Source organism: Xylophilus sp. PBN-3R, from assembly GCF_057747805.1.
Map to the genome: position 1 here is coordinate 1,575,797 of NZ_CM173225.1, position 19,958 is coordinate 1,595,754.

Sequence of the window (19,958 nt, forward strand, 5' to 3'; positions counted from 1 at the left end):
TTCAAACCAAACCAATAGGTTCTCAGGAGGTCTCATGTTCAAGCAAATTTCCCTGGCGCTGGCCGCCACAGCCCTCATCGCGGGTTGCAGCTCTCCCGTCAAGCTCGACAATCCGCCGGTCGAAGACCGCGGTGCCAACTCGACAGCGGGCGCCGGTGCCAACAGCGGCCGCATGGGCCAGACCGGCGTGACCCCCGTCGACATCAACGCCACCGCCACCGCACAGGGCCCGGTCGGTGTCGCCCGTATCGTGTATTTCGATTACGACAGCTTCACCATCAAGGCCGAGTTCCAGTCGCTGATCGAATCGCATGCCCGTTTCCTGAAGGCCAACCCCAACCGTCGTGTTTCCATCGAAGGCAACACCGACGAACGCGGCGGCCACGAATACAACCTGGCGCTCGGCCAGAAGCGTTCCGAAGCCGTGCGTCGTGCCCTGACCCTGCTTGGCGTGTCCGACAGCCAGGTCGAAGCCGTCAGCTTCGGCTCGGAAAAGCCGGCGTCCACCGGCCGTGACGAAGCGTCCTTCGCGCAAAACCGTCGCGCCGAGTTCTCGTACCGCTGATGAACGCACGTCACCCGCAACTCCGCGTGGTTTCGTGGGTGGCACGCGCTGCCGCGGTTGCCCTGGTGGCGTCCGCGTCGGTAGCGCATGCGGGCCTCTTCGACGACGACGAAGCCCGCCGCGCCATCCTGGAAATCCGCCAGCGCATCGATACCAATGCACAAAGCATCACGCGCCTGGCAGGCGAGAACACCGAACTGCGCCGTAGCCTGCTGACGCTGCAAAGCCAGATCGAATCGTTGCGCGCCGACCAGGCGACCATGCGTGGTCAGAACGAGCAGTTGCAGCGCGATCTGTCCGACCTGCAACGCCGGCAAAAGGACATCGCCCAGGGCGTGGACGAACGCATGCGCCAGTTCGAGCCGGCAAAGGTCACTGTCGACGGCGTCGAATTCAATGCCAAACCTGCAGAAAAGACCGACTACGAAGCTGCGCTGGCCGTGTTCCGCCAGGGAGATTTCAACGCCGCGCAGAACGCATTCAGCGGTTTTGTCCTGAAATATCCGCAGTCGGGTTACCTGCCTTCGGCGTATTTCTGGCTGGGAAACGCGCAATACGCCAACCGTGCCTACAAGGAAGCCATTGTCAGCTTCAAGGCATTGCTGAGCCTGGCGCCCACCCATGCACGCGCACCTGAAGCCGCACTTGCCATTGCCAACTGCCAGGCCGAACTGAAAGACACCAAGGCCGCCCGGAAGACGCTCGAAGACCTGATGAAGGCCTTCCCGCAGTCTGAAGCTGCCGCGGCAGCGCGTGAACGCCTCGCGCGCCTGAAGTGAGCGAACCGGCCGACGCCGCCCGCCGTTTCGGTGGGCTGGAAAGACTGTATGGCGTGACGCCGGCCGCACGGTTGCGAAATGCCTGTGTGGTGGTCGTCGGCATCGGCGGTGTCGGTTCGTGGGCAGCCGAGGCGCTGGCCCGCAGCGGCATCGGCCGCCTGGTGCTGGTCGACCTGGACCACATTGCGGAGTCCAACATCAATCGCCAAATCCACGCCCTGACCGCTACCGTCGGCCAGGCCAAGGTGCTGGCCATGCAGGAACGCATCGCGCAGATCAATCCGGATTGCCGGGTCGATGCCATCGACGAATTCGTGGATGCAGAAAACTGGCAGACCATGTTTCCGGCCGAGGCCGATGCAGTCATCGACGCATGTGACGATGCAAGGGCCAAGATGGTCCTGGCGCGATGGGCCTTGCAGGCGCGCAGGCAGAAGCAGGCCCGGAAAGTCGAATTCGTCACTGTCGGCGCCGCCGGTGGCAAACGCCGTGCGCAGGCGGTCGAGGTGGCGGACCTGTCTCTGACCACTCACGATCCGCTGCTGGCGCAACTGCGTTACCGGCTGCGCAAGGAGCATGGTGCGCCGCGTGAAGGAAAGACCATCGGCATCAGCTGCGTGTTCAGCCGCGAAGCCGTGGCGCCGCCCGATCCGTCGTGCGCGATCGAGGGCGACGGCAGCTTGAACTGCCACGGTTTCGGGTCGCTGGTCAGTGTCACAGCGACGTTCGGCATGGTTGCGGCAGGCCATGTGATCGAGAAGCTTGCGATGGCATCAAAAATTACCCTATAATCGTGGGCTTCGCTACATGCGCTAATCAAAGCGTGTGAAGTGGATGGGACGTTAGCTCAGTTGGTAGAGCAGCGGACTTTTAATCCGTTTGTCGTGGGTTCGACCCCCGCACGTCCCACCAGTGAATTCAAGGGCTTAGCCGCAAGGCTAGGCCCTTTTTCTTTGGCTGGACCGCGTTCATATTCCCACGGTGGGAATACTCGGTTTTCCCAATCCCTTCCGATTCACCGTTTCGAGCGGTCATAGACCCGTGCCGTGGTGCCGCATTGGCATGCAGATCGGGCAGCGCTCCATACTGCTCCTTGTACGGGTTGCCGTCGCGGGTCGTGAATACGTAGGGTCGGTCGGCTGATCTGGGCAACTCACGCCGCGGCCGGGCCACGCCCAAGGCAAAGACTTTCATCGGAAAGCTCCTACACGAAGCTGTCGCGTCTCTTCACCGGCTGGCGAGGAAGCGACCGAGACAATTCTCCGAATGACATCCGGAGACGACCTTCCCCGAAAACGCCCGAGCCTCTCACCTCCCGCTCGGACCCAACGGAACGACTTTGCTGAATCAATAAACGCCCTGCATCGAGAGCAAGAGGCCGTTTCCCGCCGCCGTTTGGATGCAATGAAACATGCATTACGAAACCGCGGAATTACTTCGGATCCGGATGGGTCGCAGTTCATGGCGGCACGCGCCAGGGCAATCGCGGCCCGTCGTTTAGCGAACGAACAACTCGAGCGCGAAACCGCGTTCCATCTCCCCGTTGATTTGTCAGGAGAACCTGCAGGGAATGCCCCGCCCCGCAGAGAGAAGACGATTTGGGAAAAGCATCCACTGGCTGCACCGGCATTGGTCTCGCTTGTGGTGCTGTCCGGCATCTGGGTGCTGGGGCCGCTGGTCGTTGCCGCAAAAATGTATTTCGACGAACGCTGACTCATTGGCGCACCCCTCTCGCGGAAGGCATCCCATTGAGTTGCACCAATTCGCTCGCTTCGCCAGGACAGCCTTCTGCCGTAGCAGTCGCGATAGCCGGCTTCAGGCCCTCCAGCGTAGGCGGCACCTTCACATAGCCGATAGCGGCGTCCCGCGCGGTAGGGTGTGCAGCTGAACCTTCAGCTTGGCCTCAGCGGCGTATTTGCTGCGCAGTTCGGCGCTCATGCCGACGGCCCCCTGCGGGCGTTGCACCTTCGACGGCGGGAGTTTGGCGGCACACAGGACGGCGAATTGCCGAAGCCTCGGCGGAAACTGCTTATGCTTTTCATGGCACTGCCGGAGCGCCGCCTTGATCACGTCGGCATCGAAGGGGCGCACGCCGTGCGACCAGATGCGCCGAGCGTTGCCGATGGCCTGGTCCTCTTCGAGTTCCTTGCCGCCGGGAGCACGCCGCCCTGGCGCACGTCGAAGCCATCGTGGGCGGCGGACCTCTACCCGGTAACTTGCTCGGACGGCGCATCTCGGCCAGCTGCGACGGCCTGACCATGGCCCGCGACATGGCCTTCGAGCGCATTGCCGCGCTGACGCCGTCGACGATGCTGGCCAACGCCAAGATCGCAGCCAACGAAAAGGCCGACCTGATCCAGGCCAACCTGACGACGCTCCGCACGCTGGCCGCTGCCTACCCGTTCCTGTTCGCCGATGCGCCGTGACCGCCCTTGTCCAGAAGCGACAACGGGGCGGACGATCGTTTCGATGCAGGCGTCATCGCAGCCCTCGCCCTGGTTCGTGCCCACGATCAGGAAGCTTGCTGGAATGAAATCGCAGACAGCGTCGGCCGCGACGAGTTGATGCAATATGCGGCGCACGTTGAGCCTGAGGACTGAAAACGGCCCGGCTTCGACCGCTACGTGAAGCGCAAACCGAAGCGGGCCGCGAGGGTCCCCTCTCCGCTTCGCAAGCGCGCGGCAAAAGCGAGGTGCTTGGCGATTTTGGCAGAGGCGGAAGGCTTGCCGCCTGACCGGTCGCAGGGTCACCAGCCGTGCCGCGCCGTGGTGCACCTCGCCCCGGGCGTGGCCCAGGTGGCTCGACCCGATATCCGGAGCCGCACAAGAACGATGGCCGTTGATGGCACCACATCCAGCACCAGCCAATCCGCTGGCGATAGCGTTCGGGTGGAGTACGAACGATCTTCCGCTGATCCAGGCTACTTCTTGACGACAGTCGTCGTCGATGCATCACCGGCCCGCACTCGCTGGGCGAGTGGTAAAAGATCGCTGATCTGCTCCTGTTGTGCAAGACGTTGCACGGCGTGGGCGACGTAGTAGTTGGCCTTGTATCGCTCATCCCGGACGAAGAGAAGAACGTAATCGTCCATCTGCCTTGTGCAGCCGCGCACCGCCGTGTAGATCATTGCTTGGACATCGGGGATCTTGTGCGGAACGAGCGAGCGAAGCTGCAGTTCAGTACACATCCGATAGGTCGCAAAGGTATCGGCATAGGTCTTGTCGCCGGATGTCTGTTCCAGCATGCGTGCCGCTTGCGAAAAGTCGCGGATAGTCGGTTCGTTGACGATCGTGGGCCAAGGCATCGGACCCCAATCCTGTGCGGGCTCACTGTGCGCAGCAGGAAACACCGACATGGCGGCCGCAGCCAAAAGCAGATTCTTCATTTATTCGTACGTTGAGTGGCTAATCCGCCGACACACTGGCATTACGCCACTCTTATGGCGTGGAGTAAATAAATGCCGACTTGAATGCCGACGCAGGCACCTACCAGTTGCGATGTATGTTAAGGGTCTTACATCAATCTGCCGAACGATTGAGTGAAGCCGATTTCCATTTGTTTGCATCTCTCTGGGCGCGCAAACCGGCCATTCAAACCATCAGGTTGCTCCGCCACGTCTTCCCAGCACTGAGCGATCACTCTCAGTGCGACATCCTTTTCTTTTTCGCCAGTGCCTTTTTGCGACTGAACTATGACCAGGAAAAGAATTAAAACGATGGTCACGATTACCATGACGTCGCGGCTGCGCGTAGCTTCATTTTTTCTTATGGATTGAGCCATACAAGTAAGTGCGTTCGTCATTGTTTTAGATCAGTCTAGTGTCATCCATTAGCGAAAGCTATGGCGTATGTGAGCACCTAATTTTTTGTGGGAATGGTCCTACAATACGTTGAGGATTCATTCGGGCCGGAACCGTGCGCCGAATGCATTTGCGGATCTTCGACCGACACCGCTAGAAATAGAAAGCGCCAGGTGTTATTCGATTAACGCGAAAGCGGATGCCCACTTCTAAATCTGGGATTCGATTTTAATTACCCGGCATGGATCTGCGCGTGGTTTTCAGCGAGCCCCGACTAGGTGCCCTCATGCCCCCCCGCCTGCACCGCGCGACGCGCCGGAACTGTTGCCAGCATCTGCAGCCAGGGTCGATAAAGCGCCGCCCTCCGCACCCATTCTCGAACCGCCGGTGCGCGTGCAAACGGATCGGCTCATGCGACAGTCGGCGGACCAACACGTCACAAAAATAAGCGTCTCTTGCTGATCCGATTCGGAAAGTAAGAGCTTCCCCGCAAAACGCTTTCACAAATCAGACTAGGCGCCACAAACTGCTCGAAAGACTGTGATGCCGAAGTTCCAGGTCCGCGTGATTCCTGATTCCCCAGGTACTTATCGATGGTTGATCCTTGACCATATATGGGACGGGATCTCGGCTCCGATTGCCGTTGCTCCAACGAGCTATGCGTCCGAATCCGACGCGGTCGCTGCCGGCAATGCCGAAATGGAAAGGATCGAAGTGGGCCCCGCACGGGATCATCCGCTTGGCGATTGATCGGCGCCGGCCGGCGCTCGCAAGCCGGTGCGAATCAAAGTCTGATCAGCAACTGGACAGCTTCAGGAAACACGACGGACGCCCATACCGCGCTGGTCGACAGCGCGATCGCACCGACTGCCCAGCGGCCGCGATGTGCCGCCGGCCGGACCCGTCGGCGGGGTGCCAGGTCGTGCCACGCGTCCAGTCCGGTGGAGGGCTCGTCGTGTTGCTTTGCGGGGGTCAATCCCCATGACCGGGCATAGGTGGGTATTTCAGCCATTGCTCACTCCTGTTGCTGCGTTGCAAGCAAGATTTGTACGCGCGTCTGTACGCCGGTGATCCTGGGGCTTGCCCGATGAAGTTGCCATCTCGCCACGCATCGGGCGGATGCGCATCTCACGTTTATTGTTTGCCGGTGCCGTCCCGCAAGGCGTTCTGGTTCATGGTGGCGTTGCCGGTGCGCCGGACCGGCTTCTTTCTTTTTCCCTGCCGCGCCTTCACGCTGGATGAGCCTGAATCGAAGTGGATGGTGCCGGGCAGGGTATCGGGCGGCGGCGGTGCGGCATAGGCGGCGGTACCCAGTGCCAGTGATGCTGCGAGTGCGAGGGTGCGCATGAAGTCCTCCTGGAGTGATGCATTCATCTTCTTTCGCCGTGGCGGCGGGGGTGTCCCAGCTTGTTACCTGAGTCTGTCGTGTCCTACAAATCATCCGGGCATCGTTGCCTAAGCTGCGCAGCCAGCGCCGCCGCGGCGCGATAAAGGAGCCGACGATGAGAGAGTTCGTACCCGACGAGAAGATGCGCACCATGAGCGGCACCTTCTATCCCACAGGCCACGTGGTCATCTTGTTTCCAGAAAAGGCGGATGCCGAACGTACCGCCCAAAGTTTGGTGGCCGACGGCGGGTTTCCGGCCGACCAGGTGATGGGTCTGGCGCCGGCCACGGTTCTGCGGGAAATCGCACCGCACGGCGACGCGGATATTCCGTTGCCGTCTGTGGGCACCGAAGGCGCCACCGCGCGCTCGTTCGAGGAGTTGGCTCGCAAGGGACATCACGGCCTGGTCGTGGTTTCCGATTCGCGTGATGACACCGAGCGGCTGATGGCAATCGCGCGGCGTGTCCCATTTTCATTGGCGCAGCGTTACCGCACGCTGGTGATCGAAGACCTGGACTGACCTCCCGGCCCGACCGCGCTTATTCGGCCTTGATGCCGTTGTCCTTGACCACTCTGGCCCAGCACAGCGCCTCCGCCTGTTCCCAGTCGGCGATCTGCTGGCGGGTCATGTCAGATGGCTCGGAACCCAGATCCTGCAGGCGTTTCGCAACGTCGGGTCGGGGGACGATGCGCTGGATGGCGGCCTGGATTTGTCTCGCACGGCCGGCGGCGTACCGGCAGGGGCGAGCATTCCTTGCCACGAGCCGGTCATGAAATCCGGGATCTGTGCCGCGACCGTCGGCACGCCGGGCACCGCGGCGAACGGTTTGGCACTGGTAACCGCGATGGACCCTGCCGCCCTGCACCAGGGGATTGATGGCCAGCACGCTGGCCTTGGCCGAATCGAACTGAGAGCCGGCCAGGTCGGCCAGGGCCTGGGCGCCGCCCTTGTAGCCGATGACGTTGAATTCGAAACCCAGCTTCTGCGCCATCAGGATGCCGGCCAGTTGGCTGATCGACGCCAACGGCGTTCCGGAACTTCGGGTGGAACGGCTAGAAGGTGCCAGCGGCGGTCGCCGCCGCGACCGGTGTCTCGTCCGGCCCGTGGGCACTTTTTCGCATCAGTTTCTTGTGCATTACGCCGTTAACTTCAGCGCCGAAAATCAACGTGGTGGCACTGGCGTAGAGAAATACGAGCGTCGCCACCAGCCCCGCGAAACTGCCGTAGACCAGAGTCAGCTTGCCGGCCGAACGCAGTGTGTAAGACAAGGTGGCCGCGCCCGCGACCCATAGCGCGGCGCCCACCAGCGCGCCCGGCAACACCGTCCGGAAATGCAGCCGCGTGTCGGGCAGCCAGCCGTACAACAGGCTGTACAGAACACTCAGCACCACGAAGGCTGACCCGTATCGCACGCCGTCGCGCAGCCAGGCGATGTCCCGGCCGGCACCGACGTTGTCCTCCAGCAAGCGCCAGAGATAGGGCATGACGACCACCGAACTGAAGGTCGCCAGCACGCCGGCACCGACCACGATGGTGAACAGCGTGACCTTGATTCGCGCCTTCCAGAAGGGCAGGCCCTTGTGGATGCCATATGAGCGGTTCATGGCCGTACGCACCGCCTGCATGCCGGACGACGCGGTCCAGAGCGTCACCAGCAGGCCGATCGTCAGGAGCGCCTGGTTGCGTTGCGCCAGCACCTGATCGACCACCGGCTGCAGCGCTTCGCGGACCACCGGCGGCGCATAACCCAGCACGCGGCTGGCCAGCGCCGCCACATCGCCCGGACCTCCGATGTAGCCGGCCGCAGATGACAGCAGCAGCAGCAGCGGGAACATGGATAGCACCGACGAAAACGCCAGGCTGCCGGCCTGATTGGCGCTCTGATGCAGCACGTAATTGCGGATGGCGCGCAGCAACACGTTCAGGCCCGGCGCAGCCATCGCGCCGTCCGCGAGTCGCCGCCACACCGCGCGCAACTTTTCCATCGGCTACTTTGCCGCTTTGGCCTGTATGCGGCGATAACGGTCCAGCAGCCGACGGCCCTTTTCGGCGATCCGCCGCGCCGCGGCCTCGGTGCGCGGAACCGGTTCACCCCAGGCATGCGCCGAGAGGGCGAAGCGGGTCGGCTTCCCTTTATCGTCCTTCAAGGGGGGCAGCGGGTCGCGACCGTAGAAGCGTGTTGCCCAACTGCCTTTGCGGCGCATTTCCTCGGGGGTCATCTCGCTGACTGGTTTGGTCACGCCGGGCTTGAGGTGAGAGCCCTGTTTGTCGCGGAACTCTGCGCGGCCGGCAGGTGTGAGGCCGCCCTCGGGATCCTTGGTTGCGGCGCGGTGCGGTGTGGAAGAACTCATGGGTCGCCTTTCTTCATTCGACGGCCACTGTGGCGCAGCGCGGCTCCGCAGGGCGGTGCCGGCCAGCGCATCCGTCTGTAGGAGTTCGTCGCCGCGATGCGTTGCCACGTTGGCGGGTGATGGCGGTGGGGGGGGGATGGATATCTGAAGGGAAGCTGAACGGCAGGGCGCTTTCTGGTCCTGTGTGTATCCGGCGTGGTGTGGCGACAACAGTTTGTCACATTGGATCCATATAATGCGAACGGTTCGTATTGCTGTTTGAAGTTGGCGCTTCTTCTCTCGACGGCATCTTTTCCGCGCCGCCTGTCTTCCATTTCCATCCGCACATGAAATTCGCACCCTCCGCCCGCTTCGCCCGCACACCCGTCGCAACCCTCGCCCGACAGATGGTCGGTTTCGGTGTGCTGATCGCAGCGGCCTCGGCCGGCGCACAGACCGTAGATACCAAAATCAATCTGAGCGATGTCGAAGTCGCCGAGCAGGCAGAGGCCATCGGCGGCCTGCAAAAAACGTATTCGGGTGGCCAGCTGGCACGTGGCGGCGACCTGGGTGTCCTCGGCAAGACCGACCTGATGAACGTGCCGTTCAGCACCACCAACTACACCTCCGAACTGATCGACAACCAGCAGGCGCTGACGGTCGCCGACGTGGTCATGAACGATGCATCGGTCCGCACCCTGCAGGCCCGTGGCGGTTATGGCGACGACTTCCAGATCCGCGGTCTGCAGGTGGGAACCCGCGACACCGCGATCAATGGCCTGTACGGGCTGTCGCCCGCCACCCGGATACCGCTCGAGATGATCGAGCGGGTGGAAGTGCTGAAGGGACCCGGCGCATTCACCAACGGCACCGGCCCGGCGTCCAGCATCGGCGGCGCGATCAACGTGGTGACCAAACGCGCCAGCGACATTCCCTTGACCCGCCTGACCACCACCTACATGGGCAAGGCACAGTTCGGCACCCACCTCGACGTCGGCCGCCGTTTCGGCGAAGACAACCAGTGGGGCGTGCGCGCCAACGCCGTCTGGAGAAACGGCGAAGGCAACGTCGACGGAGGCCGCCAGCGCGTGGGCCTGGGTTCGTTGGGCGTCGATTACGCCGGTGCGGGCCTGCGCTGGTCCGCGGACCTGCTCTACACCGACAACAAGACCACCGAGTTCCGGCCCCAGGCCACGTTCGCGACCGGCGCAGGCATCACCGCGCCGCCCGCAGTGTCGGACCCGCGGCGCACCTACTACCCCGGTGCGGTGTTGACCGATACCGCGAAGACCGCGCTTTCGCGTATCGAATACGACCTGAACGAACGCACGACGGTCTACGGCGGCATCGGTTACAGCGAAACCGACAGCGAGCAGAACTTCCCGCGTACGCCCGGCGGCATCAACCGGCTCGGTAACTTCACGCTGCAGAACGGCTATTACGACGAATACAACAAGACCTCGTCGGCCGACGTCGGCCTGCGTACCCGCTTCAAGACCGGCTCGGTCGGCCACAGTCTGGTCGTCTCCGCCAACACGCTACAGCGCGAAACCGGGTATTTCTATGCACTCGGCGCCAACACCGTGGCGTCGAACATCTACAACCCGTCGCCGCTGCCGGCACTCACCATCGCCCGCAACGACCCCGCACTGAGCGCCAAGCTGGCGCTCTACAGCGTGGCTATCGCGGACACGATGAGCCTCTTCGACAATCGTTTCCTGCTGACCCTCGGCATGCGTGACCAGACGGTCAACCGCAAGAGCGTGAACGGCTCCACGGCATACAAGGAAAGCGCGATCACGCCGCTGGTCGGCATGGTCTTCAAGGCCGACCGCAACACTTCGGTGTTCTACAACTACACCGCCGGCCTGGGAGCAGGCGGCCAGGCGGCTGCGACCACCGCCAACGCAGGTGAGGTGTTTGCACCGCAGAAATCCAAGCAGCATGAAATCGGCCTGAAGCGCGACTGGGGCACCCTGCTGACGCAGGCCGCCCTGTTCCAGATCGAGCAGCCCAACAGCTATACCGACCCGGTGACCAACATCTTCAGCTACGGCAGCAAACAGAAGAACCGCGGCCTGGAACTGTCCGCGTACGGCGAGGTGCAACGCGGGCTGCGCCTGATGGCCAGCGCGACCTACAACGACGCCAAGCTGGGCGCTGGCGCCAACAAGGGCAAGGATGCGGCCGGTGTCCCCGACAGCACCTACAACCTGGGCCTGGACTGGGACACGCCGTGGGTGCGGGGCCTGAGCCTGAACGGCCGGGTCATCAATACGTCGTCGTTGTGGTACGACGCTGCCAACACGCTGCGCATGCCGTCGTGGACGCGTGTCGACCTGGGCGCCCGTTACACCACGCAGGTTGCCAACAAGAAGGTCGTCTTCCGTGCCAGCCTCGAGAACGTGGCTGACAAGGCCTATTGGGTGACCGCCAGCGGTTATGTCACCGTCGGTGCACCACGGACCCTGATGCTGTCCGCCGCGATCGACTTCTGATCGACAGCGGGCGCGGCGCCAGCCGCACTGGTTGATGACGGCGGCCCGCGAAGCCGCCGTTTTCATTGGCTCGACCGAAATAAAGGACGTCTTCCTACAGCGTTTGGCGGTGGACCGGGTCACACCGTGCAGGCTGTTCGAAGGGATGTTCCGTGTTTCCCCCATATGCCCCATGAAACACATAACCATGCTCGACAACGAACTTCTGAAGCGGCCCGCTATTCGACTGCACGGCAAAGTCGATGACGCGATGCTCAACAATTTCCTGCAGCAGATGGACGCCGCGCTGGATATGAAACGGCCCGTTCTCGTGGAATTGACGACTACCGGCGGCGATGCCGAAACCGGTCGTCGCATCGCCACCGACATCCTGCTGGCGCGTGAACGTTTCGGTCTCGACATGGTCTTCCTGGGCAAGTCGGTGGTCTATTCGGCCGGCGTTTCCATCATGTCCGGCTTCCCGCCGCCAAAGCGTTTCCTGACGCGGGACTGCATGTTGCTGGTCCACGAGCGCCGCCTCGACAAGACCCTCGAACTGAAGGGCGCCATGCGTGGCATGCAGGCTCTGGTCAAGGATGCCCTGGCAGAAATCGAAAGCGCCATGAAGATGGAGCGCACCGCGTTCGAATACCTGGTCGAAGGCTCGGACGTCAGCCTGGACGAATTGATGGAAAGGATCGGCCAGTCCGACTGGTACATCTCCAGCGCCGATGCGGTGCAGAAAAGGCTGGTCGCCGGCGTACTTTGAAACGCCGCGCGGCTCAGAGCTGCGTCGAGATCACCCGCGCCAGCCTTTCGGCAAGCCGCTCCTTCAGCGGCCGGTTCTGCCACTGTTCCAGGCTCACCTGCCTGGAGCCCTTGAGGTCGTCCTCGAACACCCGGGTCTGGTCGGACGCGAACGCGGTGTCGTAGATATTCAGGTTGGCTTCGTCGTTCAGGCGGAACGAGCGGTCGTCGAAGTTGGTGGAACCGACCGACACCAGCATGTTGTCCAGGATCAGCACCTTGCAGTGATACATGGTCCGCTGAAATTCCCATATCTCGATGCCGCCAGCGATGAGCCGGCCCCACATCGCGCGCGAGGCTGCCTGCACCGTCTTCGAATCCATGACCGGCCCCGGCACGATCACCCGGATACGCACACCGCGCGCACGGGCGTCCAGCAAGGCTTTCACCGTCAGTTCGTCGGGCACGAAATACGCGCTCGACAGGTCGATGCTGTGCTCCGCCGCGGTGATGGCGGCGAGGTACATCAGGTGCATGCTTTCGCTGCCACCGGAAGGCGAACTGCTGAACATCTGGGCCTTGCCGGTGTCGCCGGGAGCCAGCGCCTCGATGGGCGGAAAGTATCGGGCGCCGTGCAGCACCTGGCCTGACGTCTTGGTCCAGTTGTCGACGAACACCGCCTGCATCTGCGCCACCACCGGGCCCTGTACTTCGAAATGGCTGTCGCGCCAGTGGTCGGCATCCTGCGAATGGCCGGTCCATTCGGGGGCGATGCCGACACCGCCGGTAAACCCGGTCTTGCCATCGACCACGAGCAGCTTCCGGTGGGTGCGATTGTTCAGCCGGCCCAGGCTGTACCAGGCCAGCGGGTGGAACTTCTTCATGTGCACACCGGCGCGCTCCATCTGGTCGAGATAGGACTGCTCGATCTTCTGGCTGCCGACCCAGTCGAGCAGCACATGCACCTTCACACCTGCCTGCGCCCGCTCACTCAGCGCCTGGGCGAACTGCTGGCCGATGTCGCCGGACCAGTAGATGTAGGTCTCGAAGGTGATCGACTTCTGCGCGCCGCGGATGGCCTCGAGCATGGCCGGAAAGATGGCGTCGCCGTCGATCAGCGCCCGGTAGCGGTTGCCGGGCAGCACTGGCGGGCCCAGCAAAACGCCCATGGTTCTTTCGAACTGCGTGTCGGACGTTCCGTAAAGCCGCGGCAACTGCTGGTCCAGCCGCTTCTCGCCAGGCGAAAAATTGAGCACCAGCAGGGTGGCGACAATGGTCGCCAGCATACTGATGACGACGGCTTTCCAGGGGAATTCGCCTGGGCCGGCAGACCGGGCGCGGGACCACGGCGGGTTGCGGTCACGCCAGGCGCGTTCGTTCTTGTCGTTCATGAGCGGGAAGTTTCCTCCGGCGGCCATTAAACCGGAGCCACCCGACACGGGGAAAGCAGTCGTAACGCCGCTGAGCGATGTAGTACGCCTGTAAACGGGTGTGACCGCGGCGAAATGGACGCGTGTCGCATGGCTATCGTCGCGCCATGCTCGATACAAACCGACAAAACCGTGCAAACACGCACGAATTGACCGGCAGTTTTCTCGACCACCAGAGCGGGCTGTCGTTTCCCTATGTGGTGCGATACCTGGTGGCCGCCAACGACGTCCGCTGGGCTGCGCACATCAGGCTCGCGTCCACCTGGCATCCGGTCGATGCCAGCCTCGCCAGCTACCCGGCCGACCGTGGCACGCCGCGGCTGAGAAACGCCGAAGACGTCCGCGACGCGGCGCTTTCCGCCATGTGCGGCATGGACATCCAAGCGGCGCTGGATGCCGCCCTGGCCGACCGGCAAGGCCGCCTCACCAAGCGGCTGCTGGGCCTTTCCCTACTCGTCCTCGCCCTGGGTTCCGGAGCCTGGTGGTGGGAGTCCCATGGGTTCATCAGCTGAGTCCGCCGAGTCAGGTCTCGGACAGGACGCCCGGCAGAAACTCGTCCAGCCGATCCGGCTGATTTCAACAGGAGGCCACATTGACTGCTGAATATCTTGTGAATCTCGGAGTCGCCCAGGTGTATTTCGACGCCGAGGGAAATCGTTGCAGGGCGCCCGGCAGCGGGCCGGACGAAGCGGCGAAGACGGTGCACTTCGTGCAGGTGGGCGAGGGTGGTGAACTGCTCACCAGGACCTGGGACATCGGCCTGGCCGAATTCACATCGCAGCAGCGCGAGCGGGCCAGGCTCTACAGGAAAAGTACCGGCTGAGGCCGGGCGGAAATGAAAACTAACGACGGTCTGCCTGCATCGTTCTCTAATCGGTAAACGACGGAGGAAAAACACCATGCAGACCCACCAACCGCCCGAGCCGACCGCCACCGAACAGGATGTGCTGGACTTCGCGCACCGCATGTTCCAGCTCGCCCGCGAGGGCGATGCAGAGGCTCTCAGGCCCATGCTCGAACGCGGCCTGCCACCCAACATGACCAACCACAAGGGCGACACCCTGGTGATGCTGGCGAGCTACCACGGGCAGCTCGAAGCCACCCGGCTGCTGCTGGAAAAGGGGGCCGATCCGAATCGATCCAACGACATGGCGCAGACGCCGCTGGCAGGCGCCGCCTTCAAGGGCAACCTGCCCATGGCCGAGTTGCTGATGGCCCATGGCGCGGACGTCAACCTGATGCCGCCAGGCGGCAAACCGCCGCTGATGTTCGCGGCCATGTTCAACCGCTGCGAAATCCTGGATTTGCTGATCCGGCGGGGCGCCGATCCACACGCCGTGAGTTCGGACGGCAAGACCGCGCTGGCGCTGGCCGAGGCCATGGGAGCGGCCGACACGGCCGCGCAACTTGCGGCGCTCAGCGGGCGGTCAATTCCTACGCCGCCGGGCGATGTCGCGGTTCATGCTGATGCCATGAAAAACACCATCTTACCCAACCCGTCCGACAAACCCGACGACGCCATCGACAACGGCGAACACAAGGGTGCCAAGACGGTCGAGAACCCGGGTCCGGGCACTCCAGGCAATGCCGAGGGCGCCATCGACGGCGGCGGCAGCGAAAGCATTGCCGAAGAGAAGGCCGAACAAAGCACCGTGTCCAGCCCGTCCCCTGCTTCCTCCGGGGGTTGAGGCCTAGAGCAGCTTGACCATCTCAGGAACGATGCTGAACAGGTCCCCCTCGATCCCGTAATCGGCCACACCGAAGATCGGAGCCTCGGGGTCCTTGTTGATCGCCACGATCACCTTGGAATCCTTCATGCCGGCCAGATGCTGGATCGCACCCGAGATGCCGGCGGCGATGTACAGGCTGGGCGCCACGATCTTGCCGGTCTGGCCCACTTGCCAGTCGTTGGGCGCGTAGCCCGCATCGACTGCCGCACGCGATGCGCCCAGCGCCGCACCCAGCTTGTCGGCCAGCGGCGTCAGCACCTCGTTGAACTTGTCGCTGCTGCCCAGGGCCCGGCCACCGCTGACGATGATCCTGGCCGCGGTCAGTTCGGGCCGGTCGCTCTTGGTCACCTCGCGGCTGACGAACCTGCTCTTGCCGCTGTCGGCCACCGCTTCGATCTTTTCGACCGATGCGCTGCCGCCTTCTGCCGCCGCGGCGTCGAAGCCGGTGGTGCGCACGGTGATGACCTTGGTCGCATCCGCGCTCTGCACGGTGGCGATCGCGTTGCCGGCGTAGATCGGCCGCTCGAAGGTGTCGGGTGCGTCGACCCTGGTGATGTCGCTGATCTGCGCCACGTCCAGCTTCGCGGCCACGCGCGGCGCGGCGTTCTTGCCGGCAGCCGTCGCCGGGAACAGGATGTGGCTGTAGGCCGGCGCCAGCGCCAGCACCTGCGCGGCGACGTTTTCTGCCAGGCCTTCGGCCAGGCTGGGACCGTCGGCCAGGATCACCCTGGAGACACCGGCGACCTTGGCCGCCGCATCGGCTGCGCCCTGGGCGTTCTGGCCTGCGACCAGCAGGTGCACGTCGCCGCCGATGGCGACAGCTGCGGTCACGGTGTTGAGGGTCGCGGGCTTGATGCCGGCGTTGTCGTGTTCGGCAATGACGAGGACAGCCATCAGATCACCTTCGCTTCGGTCTTGAGTTTGGCCACCAGCGTGGCGGCATCGGGCACCTTGATGCCGGCGCCGCGCTTGGGCGGCTCGCTGACTTTCAGAGTCTTCAGGCGGGGCGCCGCATCGACGCCCAGGTCGGCCGGCGTGACCGTGTCGAGCGTCTTCTTCTTGGCCTTCATGATGTTGGGCAAGGTGACGTAACGGGGCTCGTTCAGGCGCAGGTCGGTGGTGACGATGGCGGGCAGGGTGAGTGCCAGGGTCTCCATGCCGCCGTCGACTTCACGCGAGACGGTGACGCCGTCGGCAGCCAGGTCGACCTTGCTGGCAAACGTCGCCTGCGGCAGGTCGGCCAGCGCGGCCAGCATCTGGCCGGTCTGGTTGCTGTCGTCGTCGATGGCCTGCTTGCCGAGGATGACCAGGCCGGGTTGTTCCTTGTCGACCAGGGCCTTGAGGATCTTGGCGACGGCCAGGGGCTGCAGTTCGACATCGGTCTGGACCAGGATGGCGCGGTCGGCGCCGATGGCCAGGGCCGTGCGCAGGGTTTCCTGGCACTGAGCGACGCCGCAGGACACGGCGATGACTTCGGTGACGATGCCTTTTTCCTTCAGGCGAACCGCTTCTTCGACGGCGATTTCGTCGAAGGGGTTCATGCTCATCTTCACGTTGGCGATGTCCACACCCGTGCCGTCCGACTTGACGCGGACCTTGACGTTGTAGTCGACGACCCGTTTGACGGGGACCAGTACTTTCATGATCGGTTCCTTTGGATAGATTGAATGTCGGTGCTCAGCGGACCAGGCCGGCCAGGCGCCGGTTGATGAGGGAATGGGCCTCGGCCATGATTCGGTCGATCAGCTGGCGCACCGTCGGCACGTCGTGGATCAGCCCCGCGACCATGCCGCAGGACCATGCGCCGGCTTCCATTTCGCCGGCCTGCATGATGCGCGGATAGACACCGGCGACCTCCGGCAGGATGTCCTGGAAGGTGATGGCGTCGCCCAGTTCGCGCTCTTTCTGCAGCAGCCGCTCGACCGCCGGGTTGGACAGCACCCGTTCGGTGTTGCGCAGCGGGCGCATCACCAGCCGGGTGTCGAGTTCGCTGGCCGCCACGATGGCCCGCTTGACGTTCTCGTGCACCGGCGCCTCTTGCGTGGCGATGAAACGGGTGCCCATGTTCACGCCGTCGGCACCCAGCGCCAGTGCGGCCACCAGCGAACGCCCGTCGGCCATGCCGCCGGAAGCGACGAAGGGGATCGTCAGCGTTTCGGCCGCACGCGGCAGCAATATGAAGTTGGGCACGTCGTCTTCGCCCGGGTGCCCGCCGCATTCGAAACCGTCCACGCTGACGGCGTCGCAGCCGATGCTTTCGGCCTTCAGCGCATGCCGGATCGAGGTGCATTTGTGGATGACCTTGATGCCGTGTTCCTTCAGCGCCGGCAGCCACTTCTGCGGGTTGTTGCCAGCCGTCTCGACCACCTTCACGCCGCCTTCGATGATGGCGCGCACGTAGCCCGGATAGTCCGGGGGGCTGACCGACGGCAGAAAAGTGAGGTTCACGCCGAAGGGCTTGTCGGTCATGCGGCGGCAACGTGCGATCTCGGCAGCCAGCAACTCGGGTGTGCGCTGGGTCAGGCCGGTGACGATGCCCAGCCCGCCCGCGTTCGACACCGCAGACGCCAGTTCGGCCAGGCCGACATGGTGCATGCCGCCCTGGATGATCGGGTGTTCGATGCCGAACAGTTCGGTGATGCGTGTCTTCATGCCGCGGTCATTCCGAAACGATGTTCTTGTCGTGGATCACCTTGCCCCACTTGGCGTAGTCGTTCTGGATATGCGCAGCCATGGCTGCCGGGTCCTCGAACTTCGCGATGGCGCCCGCCTGCAGCAGCCGGTCCTGGGTGTCCTTCTCGGCCAGGATCTGGCGCACTTCGCCGGCGATGCGGTCGGCCACGGCCTTGGGAGTGCCTGCCGGTGCCAGCAGACCGCCCCACGACACCGCGTCGTAACCCTTGAAGCCCTGCTCTGCGATGGTCGCGACGTCGGGCAGCATGGCGACCCGCTGCGGCGAGCCGACCGCGATGGCGCGCAACTTGCCGGCCTTGATGAAGGGAAGGGCGGCGACCAGGTCCGAATACATGACGGGCACCTGGCCGCCGATGGTGTCGGTGATGGCCGGCACGCCGCCCTTGTAGGGCACGTGGTTCATGTCGAAGCTGCCCATCTGCTTGAGCAGTTCCATGCTCAGGTGGCCGAAGCTGCCGACACCCGAGCTGGTGTAGGCCATCGGGTCCTTCTGCGCCTTGGCATGGGCGATGAGTTTGCGCAGGTCGGTCACTTCCGGCAACAGGGTCGGGTTGACCACGATGACGATGGGCAGGTCGTAGACGGTGGCGACCGGGGTGAAGTCCTTCACCGTGTCGTAGCCGGTCTTCTTGTAGAGGTGCGGCGCCAGCAGGGTGGGGGTGGCCAGCATCATGAGGGTATAGCCGTCGGCTTCGGACTTGGCGACCTGCAAGGCCGCGATGGAGCCGGAAGCACCGGGACGGTTGTCCACCAGCACCGGTTGTTTCAGGCGTTCGCCCAGCTTCTGGCCGACGATGCGTGATGCGGTGTCGGTCGGGCCGCCCGGCGGAAAGGGGACGATCAGCTTGATCATCTTGGCGGGCCACGCGGCGGTGGTCTGCGCCACGGCGGTGCCGGCCAGCAAGGGTGCGGCGGCAAGCGCCAGCAGGGCGCGGCGGCTGGTCGAAAGGCTGGAAGTCAGGGTCACGTTGTCTCCGTTCGGTCGTTCTTGAAAATCAGGTTCAGTCCAGCTTCGCGCCGGCGGCCTCGACCAGGGCCTTCCACACCGGCATGTCGTGGTTGTAGGCATCGCGGAATTCGGCGGGTGTGTTCATCAAAGGCATGAAACCGGCGGCCTCGATGCGTTCCAGCACCTTGGGGTCCTTGCCGATCTCGCGCAGGTGGCCGTACAGCGCGTCGACAATTTCCTTCGGCACGCCGGCCGGCGCGCCCATGGCGACCCAGCCGAAGATCGAATAGGCCTCGTCGGTCACGCCCTGTTCATGGATGGAAGGCAGCTTCGGCAGGATGGCCATGCGCTGCTTGCCGGTGACGCCGATGGCCTTCAGCCGGCCTGCGTCGATGAAGGGTTTGGTGTTGAGTGCACTCGAAAAACACAGCTGCAGCTGGCCGCCGATCAGTTCCTGGATCATCGGCGCCTCGCCCTTGTAGGCGATGTGGGTCATGTCGGCGTCCATGGTCTTGCTCATGTAGGCACCGGCCAGATGGCCGTATGAACCGACGCCCCAGGAGCCGTACGAGAGCTTGCCCTTGTTGGCCTTCACATAGGCCAGCAGTTCCTTCATGTTGCTGGCCGGCACCGAGGGATGCACCACCAGCGTGACCGGCGCCGCCGAGATCTGGGTGATCAGCGTGAAGTCCTTTGTCGGGTCGTAGGGCAGCTTGGTATAGAGGAACTGGTTGATCAGCATCGAGGTGCTGAGCGACACCATCAGCGTGTGGCCGTCCGGCACGGACTTGGCGACCGCGTCGCTGCCCAGGATGCCGGCCGCACCGCCACGGTTGTCGACCACCACCGGCTGGCCGACCCGTTTGGACAGCGCCTCGCCGATGGTGCGGGCGATGATGTCGGTGGCGCCGCCCGCGTTGAAGGGCACGATCAGGCGGATGGGTTTGCTGGGCCACGCAGCCTTTGATGTCTGTGCCAGGACCTGGCCCATCAGGCCGGCGCCGCCCAGAGCGACCATGCCTTGCAGCAGTCCGCGTCGTGCGTTGGTTCTTGTCGTCATGTCATTGTCT

The 19,958-nt window shown here is 63.6% G+C and carries 26 protein-coding genes and 1 tRNA gene; 14 read left to right on the plus strand and 13 right to left on the minus strand.

All coding sequences use genetic code 11. From position 1 onward, the window contains the following. Positions 1-34 precede the first annotated feature (34 nt). The 5 genes from pal (at position 35) to AC3ANW_RS07325 (ending at position 3,057) form a co-directional block, all read left to right on the plus strand. Positions 35-565 (plus strand): peptidoglycan-associated lipoprotein Pal, encoded by a 531-nt coding sequence (gene pal / locus AC3ANW_RS07305; RefSeq protein ID WP_488344528.1) that lies wholly within the window; start codon positions 35-37, stop codon positions 563-565. Beyond that, on the plus strand, positions 565-1,344 hold the full coding sequence (ybgF, locus tag AC3ANW_RS07310) for a tol-pal system protein YbgF (protein WP_488344529.1): 780 nt from the start codon (positions 565-567) through the stop codon (positions 1,342-1,344). Before pal ends, ybgF begins: the two co-directional genes overlap by 1 nt. After that, the gene (locus tag AC3ANW_RS07315) at positions 1,341-2,135 is read left to right on the plus strand and encodes a tRNA threonylcarbamoyladenosine dehydratase (protein WP_488344530.1); all 795 of its coding nucleotides are present in this window, start codon (positions 1,341-1,343) and stop codon (positions 2,133-2,135) included. Before ybgF ends, AC3ANW_RS07315 begins: the two co-directional genes overlap by 4 nt. 45 nt (positions 2,136-2,180) lie before the next feature. Further along, a tRNA-Lys gene (locus AC3ANW_RS07320) sits at positions 2,181-2,256 on the plus strand. Positions 2,257-2,739: 483 nt separating this feature from the next. Further along, positions 2,740-3,057 carry a hypothetical protein gene (locus tag AC3ANW_RS07325; RefSeq protein ID WP_488344531.1) on the plus strand — a complete coding sequence of 106 codons (318 nt, stop codon included), beginning with the start codon at positions 2,740-2,742 and terminating at the stop codon, positions 3,055-3,057. Between the two features lie 129 nt (positions 3,058-3,186). Here AC3ANW_RS07325 and AC3ANW_RS07330 read toward each other — a convergent pair whose 3' ends face one another. Beyond that, the gene (locus tag AC3ANW_RS07330) at positions 3,187-3,435 is read right to left on the minus strand and encodes a hypothetical protein (protein ID WP_488344532.1); all 249 of its coding nucleotides are present in this window, start codon (positions 3,433-3,435) and stop codon (positions 3,187-3,189) included. Positions 3,436-3,560: 125 nt separating this feature from the next. Between AC3ANW_RS07330 and AC3ANW_RS07335 the strand changes: the two genes are divergently transcribed. Then, entirely contained in the window at positions 3,561-3,770 is a 210-nt protein-coding gene (locus tag AC3ANW_RS07335) for a hypothetical protein (RefSeq protein WP_488344533.1), read from the plus strand. A gap of 6 nt (positions 3,771-3,776) precedes the next feature. Then, on the plus strand, positions 3,777-3,944 hold the full coding sequence (locus AC3ANW_RS07340) for a hypothetical protein (protein WP_488344534.1): 168 nt from the start codon (positions 3,777-3,779) through the stop codon (positions 3,942-3,944). A gap of 320 nt (positions 3,945-4,264) precedes the next feature. Here AC3ANW_RS07340 and AC3ANW_RS07345 read toward each other — a convergent pair whose 3' ends face one another. Then, on the minus strand, positions 4,265-4,729 hold the full coding sequence (locus AC3ANW_RS07345; protein ID WP_488344535.1) for a hypothetical protein: 465 nt from the start codon (positions 4,727-4,729) through the stop codon (positions 4,265-4,267). Positions 4,730-4,857: 128 nt separating this feature from the next. Further along, the gene (locus AC3ANW_RS07350) at positions 4,858-5,145 is read right to left on the minus strand and encodes a hypothetical protein (protein WP_488344536.1); all 288 of its coding nucleotides are present in this window, start codon (positions 5,143-5,145) and stop codon (positions 4,858-4,860) included. A gap of 541 nt (positions 5,146-5,686) precedes the next feature. Here AC3ANW_RS07350 and AC3ANW_RS07355 point away from each other — a divergent pair. Next, positions 5,687-5,893: a hypothetical protein gene (locus tag AC3ANW_RS07355; protein WP_488344537.1), complete on the plus strand. Its 207-nt coding sequence runs from the start codon at positions 5,687-5,689 to the stop codon at positions 5,891-5,893. Between the two features lie 384 nt (positions 5,894-6,277). Here AC3ANW_RS07355 and AC3ANW_RS07360 read toward each other — a convergent pair whose 3' ends face one another. Further along, positions 6,278-6,517, minus strand: coding sequence for a hypothetical protein (locus AC3ANW_RS07360; RefSeq protein WP_488344538.1), 240 nt, complete (start codon positions 6,515-6,517; stop codon positions 6,278-6,280). Between the two features lie 128 nt (positions 6,518-6,645). On the opposite strand from AC3ANW_RS07360, the gene AC3ANW_RS07365 reads away from it, so the two are divergent. Further along, complete coding sequence (locus tag AC3ANW_RS07365) at positions 6,646-7,050, plus strand: RNA-binding protein (protein ID WP_488344539.1); 405 nt, start codon at positions 6,646-6,648, stop codon at positions 7,048-7,050. Positions 7,051-7,069: 19 nt separating this feature from the next. On the opposite strand, the gene AC3ANW_RS07370 is transcribed toward AC3ANW_RS07365, so the two are convergent. The 3 genes from AC3ANW_RS07370 to AC3ANW_RS07380 are packed head-to-tail and all read right to left on the minus strand — an operon-like array spanning position 7,070 to position 8,882. Then, positions 7,070-7,555, minus strand: a complete 486-nt coding sequence (locus AC3ANW_RS07370; RefSeq protein WP_488344540.1) for a tripartite tricarboxylate transporter substrate-binding protein — start codon at positions 7,553-7,555, stop codon at positions 7,070-7,072. Positions 7,556-7,583: 28 nt separating this feature from the next. Beyond that, positions 7,584-8,516 (minus strand): YihY/virulence factor BrkB family protein, encoded by a 933-nt coding sequence (locus AC3ANW_RS07375; RefSeq protein ID WP_488344541.1) that lies wholly within the window; start codon positions 8,514-8,516, stop codon positions 7,584-7,586. A gap of 3 nt (positions 8,517-8,519) precedes the next feature. Continuing rightward, the gene (locus tag AC3ANW_RS07380; protein ID WP_488344542.1) at positions 8,520-8,882 is read right to left on the minus strand and encodes a DUF6321 domain-containing protein; all 363 of its coding nucleotides are present in this window, start codon (positions 8,880-8,882) and stop codon (positions 8,520-8,522) included. Between the two features lie 326 nt (positions 8,883-9,208). Between AC3ANW_RS07380 and AC3ANW_RS07385 the strand changes: the two genes are divergently transcribed. Both AC3ANW_RS07385 and AC3ANW_RS07390 read left to right on the plus strand, forming a co-directional pair. Continuing rightward, positions 9,209-11,359 carry a TonB-dependent receptor gene (locus tag AC3ANW_RS07385; protein WP_488344543.1) on the plus strand — a complete coding sequence of 717 codons (2,151 nt, stop codon included), beginning with the start codon at positions 9,209-9,211 and terminating at the stop codon, positions 11,357-11,359. Between the two features lie 172 nt (positions 11,360-11,531). Then, entirely contained in the window at positions 11,532-12,107 is a 576-nt protein-coding gene (locus tag AC3ANW_RS07390) for an ATP-dependent Clp protease proteolytic subunit (protein WP_488344544.1), read from the plus strand. 13 nt (positions 12,108-12,120) lie between these two features. Here AC3ANW_RS07390 and cls read toward each other — a convergent pair whose 3' ends face one another. Then, positions 12,121-13,371: a cardiolipin synthase gene (gene cls / locus AC3ANW_RS07395; RefSeq protein ID WP_488345377.1), complete on the minus strand. Its 1,251-nt coding sequence runs from the start codon at positions 13,369-13,371 to the stop codon at positions 12,121-12,123. A gap of 251 nt (positions 13,372-13,622) precedes the next feature. On the opposite strand from cls, the gene AC3ANW_RS07400 reads away from it, so the two are divergent. From AC3ANW_RS07400 to AC3ANW_RS07410, 3 genes are all read left to right on the plus strand, one after another. Beyond that, on the plus strand, positions 13,623-14,027 hold the full coding sequence (locus tag AC3ANW_RS07400) for a hypothetical protein (protein WP_488344545.1): 405 nt from the start codon (positions 13,623-13,625) through the stop codon (positions 14,025-14,027). A 98-nt stretch (positions 14,028-14,125) separates the two neighbouring features. Beyond that, positions 14,126-14,338 carry a hypothetical protein gene (locus AC3ANW_RS07405; RefSeq protein ID WP_488344546.1) on the plus strand — a complete coding sequence of 71 codons (213 nt, stop codon included), beginning with the start codon at positions 14,126-14,128 and terminating at the stop codon, positions 14,336-14,338. A 76-nt stretch (positions 14,339-14,414) separates the two neighbouring features. After that, positions 14,415-15,203 carry an ankyrin repeat domain-containing protein gene (locus AC3ANW_RS07410; protein WP_488344547.1) on the plus strand — a complete coding sequence of 263 codons (789 nt, stop codon included), beginning with the start codon at positions 14,415-14,417 and terminating at the stop codon, positions 15,201-15,203. Between the two features lie 3 nt (positions 15,204-15,206). Here AC3ANW_RS07410 and AC3ANW_RS07415 read toward each other — a convergent pair whose 3' ends face one another. The 5 genes from AC3ANW_RS07415 to AC3ANW_RS07435 are packed head-to-tail and all read right to left on the minus strand — an operon-like array spanning position 15,207 to position 19,948. After that, on the minus strand, positions 15,207-16,139 hold the full coding sequence (locus AC3ANW_RS07415) for an electron transfer flavoprotein subunit alpha/FixB family protein (protein WP_488344548.1): 933 nt from the start codon (positions 16,137-16,139) through the stop codon (positions 15,207-15,209). Next, complete coding sequence (locus AC3ANW_RS07420) at positions 16,139-16,888, minus strand: electron transfer flavoprotein subunit beta/FixA family protein (RefSeq protein ID WP_488344549.1); 750 nt, start codon at positions 16,886-16,888, stop codon at positions 16,139-16,141. Before AC3ANW_RS07420 ends, AC3ANW_RS07415 begins: the two co-directional genes overlap by 1 nt. A 34-nt stretch (positions 16,889-16,922) precedes the next feature. Further along, entirely contained in the window at positions 16,923-17,897 is a 975-nt protein-coding gene (locus AC3ANW_RS07425) for an NAD(P)H-dependent flavin oxidoreductase (RefSeq protein WP_488344550.1), read from the minus strand. 7 nt (positions 17,898-17,904) lie between these two features. Further along, positions 17,905-18,906: a Bug family tripartite tricarboxylate transporter substrate binding protein gene (locus tag AC3ANW_RS07430; protein ID WP_488344551.1), complete on the minus strand. Its 1,002-nt coding sequence runs from the start codon at positions 18,904-18,906 to the stop codon at positions 17,905-17,907. A gap of 34 nt (positions 18,907-18,940) precedes the next feature. After that, complete coding sequence (locus AC3ANW_RS07435; protein ID WP_488344552.1) at positions 18,941-19,948, minus strand: Bug family tripartite tricarboxylate transporter substrate binding protein; 1,008 nt, start codon at positions 19,946-19,948, stop codon at positions 18,941-18,943. Positions 19,949-19,958 lie beyond the last annotated feature (10 nt).

Excerpts from the sequence above, each read along its gene's own strand:
- AC3ANW_RS07435 (WP_488344552.1), bottom strand. The coding sequence starts at position 19,948 with ATGACGACAAGAACCAACGCACGACGCGGACTGCTGCAAGGCATGGTC.
- AC3ANW_RS07345 (WP_488344535.1), bottom strand. The coding sequence starts at position 4,729 with ATGAAGAATCTGCTTTTGGCTGCGGCCGCCATGTCGGTGTTTCCTGCT.
- AC3ANW_RS07360 (WP_488344538.1), bottom strand. The coding sequence starts at position 6,517 with ATGAATGCATCACTCCAGGAGGACTTCATGCGCACCCTCGCACTCGCA.
- AC3ANW_RS07390 (WP_488344544.1), top strand. The coding sequence starts at position 11,532 with ATGAAACACATAACCATGCTCGACAACGAACTTCTGAAGCGGCCCGCT.
- AC3ANW_RS07410 (WP_488344547.1), top strand. The coding sequence starts at position 14,415 with ATGCAGACCCACCAACCGCCCGAGCCGACCGCCACCGAACAGGATGTG.
- AC3ANW_RS07400 (WP_488344545.1), top strand. The coding sequence starts at position 13,623 with ATGCTCGATACAAACCGACAAAACCGTGCAAACACGCACGAATTGACC.
- AC3ANW_RS07425 (WP_488344550.1), bottom strand. The coding sequence starts at position 17,897 with ATGAAGACACGCATCACCGAACTGTTCGGCATCGAACACCCGATCATC.
- AC3ANW_RS07415 (WP_488344548.1), bottom strand. The coding sequence starts at position 16,139 with ATGGCTGTCCTCGTCATTGCCGAACACGACAACGCCGGCATCAAGCCC.
- AC3ANW_RS07375 (WP_488344541.1), bottom strand. The coding sequence starts at position 8,516 with ATGGAAAAGTTGCGCGCGGTGTGGCGGCGACTCGCGGACGGCGCGATG.
- AC3ANW_RS07420 (WP_488344549.1), bottom strand. The coding sequence starts at position 16,888 with ATGAAAGTACTGGTCCCCGTCAAACGGGTCGTCGACTACAACGTCAAG.
- pal (WP_488344528.1), top strand. The coding sequence starts at position 35 with ATGTTCAAGCAAATTTCCCTGGCGCTGGCCGCCACAGCCCTCATCGCG.
- cls (WP_488345377.1), bottom strand. The coding sequence starts at position 13,371 with ATGCTGGCGACCATTGTCGCCACCCTGCTGGTGCTCAATTTTTCGCCT.
- AC3ANW_RS07380 (WP_488344542.1), bottom strand. The coding sequence starts at position 8,882 with ATGAGTTCTTCCACACCGCACCGCGCCGCAACCAAGGATCCCGAGGGC.
- AC3ANW_RS07385 (WP_488344543.1), top strand. The coding sequence starts at position 9,209 with ATGAAATTCGCACCCTCCGCCCGCTTCGCCCGCACACCCGTCGCAACC.
- AC3ANW_RS07355 (WP_488344537.1), top strand. The coding sequence starts at position 5,687 with ATGCCGAAGTTCCAGGTCCGCGTGATTCCTGATTCCCCAGGTACTTAT.
- AC3ANW_RS07350 (WP_488344536.1), bottom strand. The coding sequence starts at position 5,145 with ATGACGAACGCACTTACTTGTATGGCTCAATCCATAAGAAAAAATGAA.
- AC3ANW_RS07365 (WP_488344539.1), top strand. The coding sequence starts at position 6,646 with ATGAGAGAGTTCGTACCCGACGAGAAGATGCGCACCATGAGCGGCACC.
- ybgF (WP_488344529.1), top strand. The coding sequence starts at position 565 with ATGAACGCACGTCACCCGCAACTCCGCGTGGTTTCGTGGGTGGCACGC.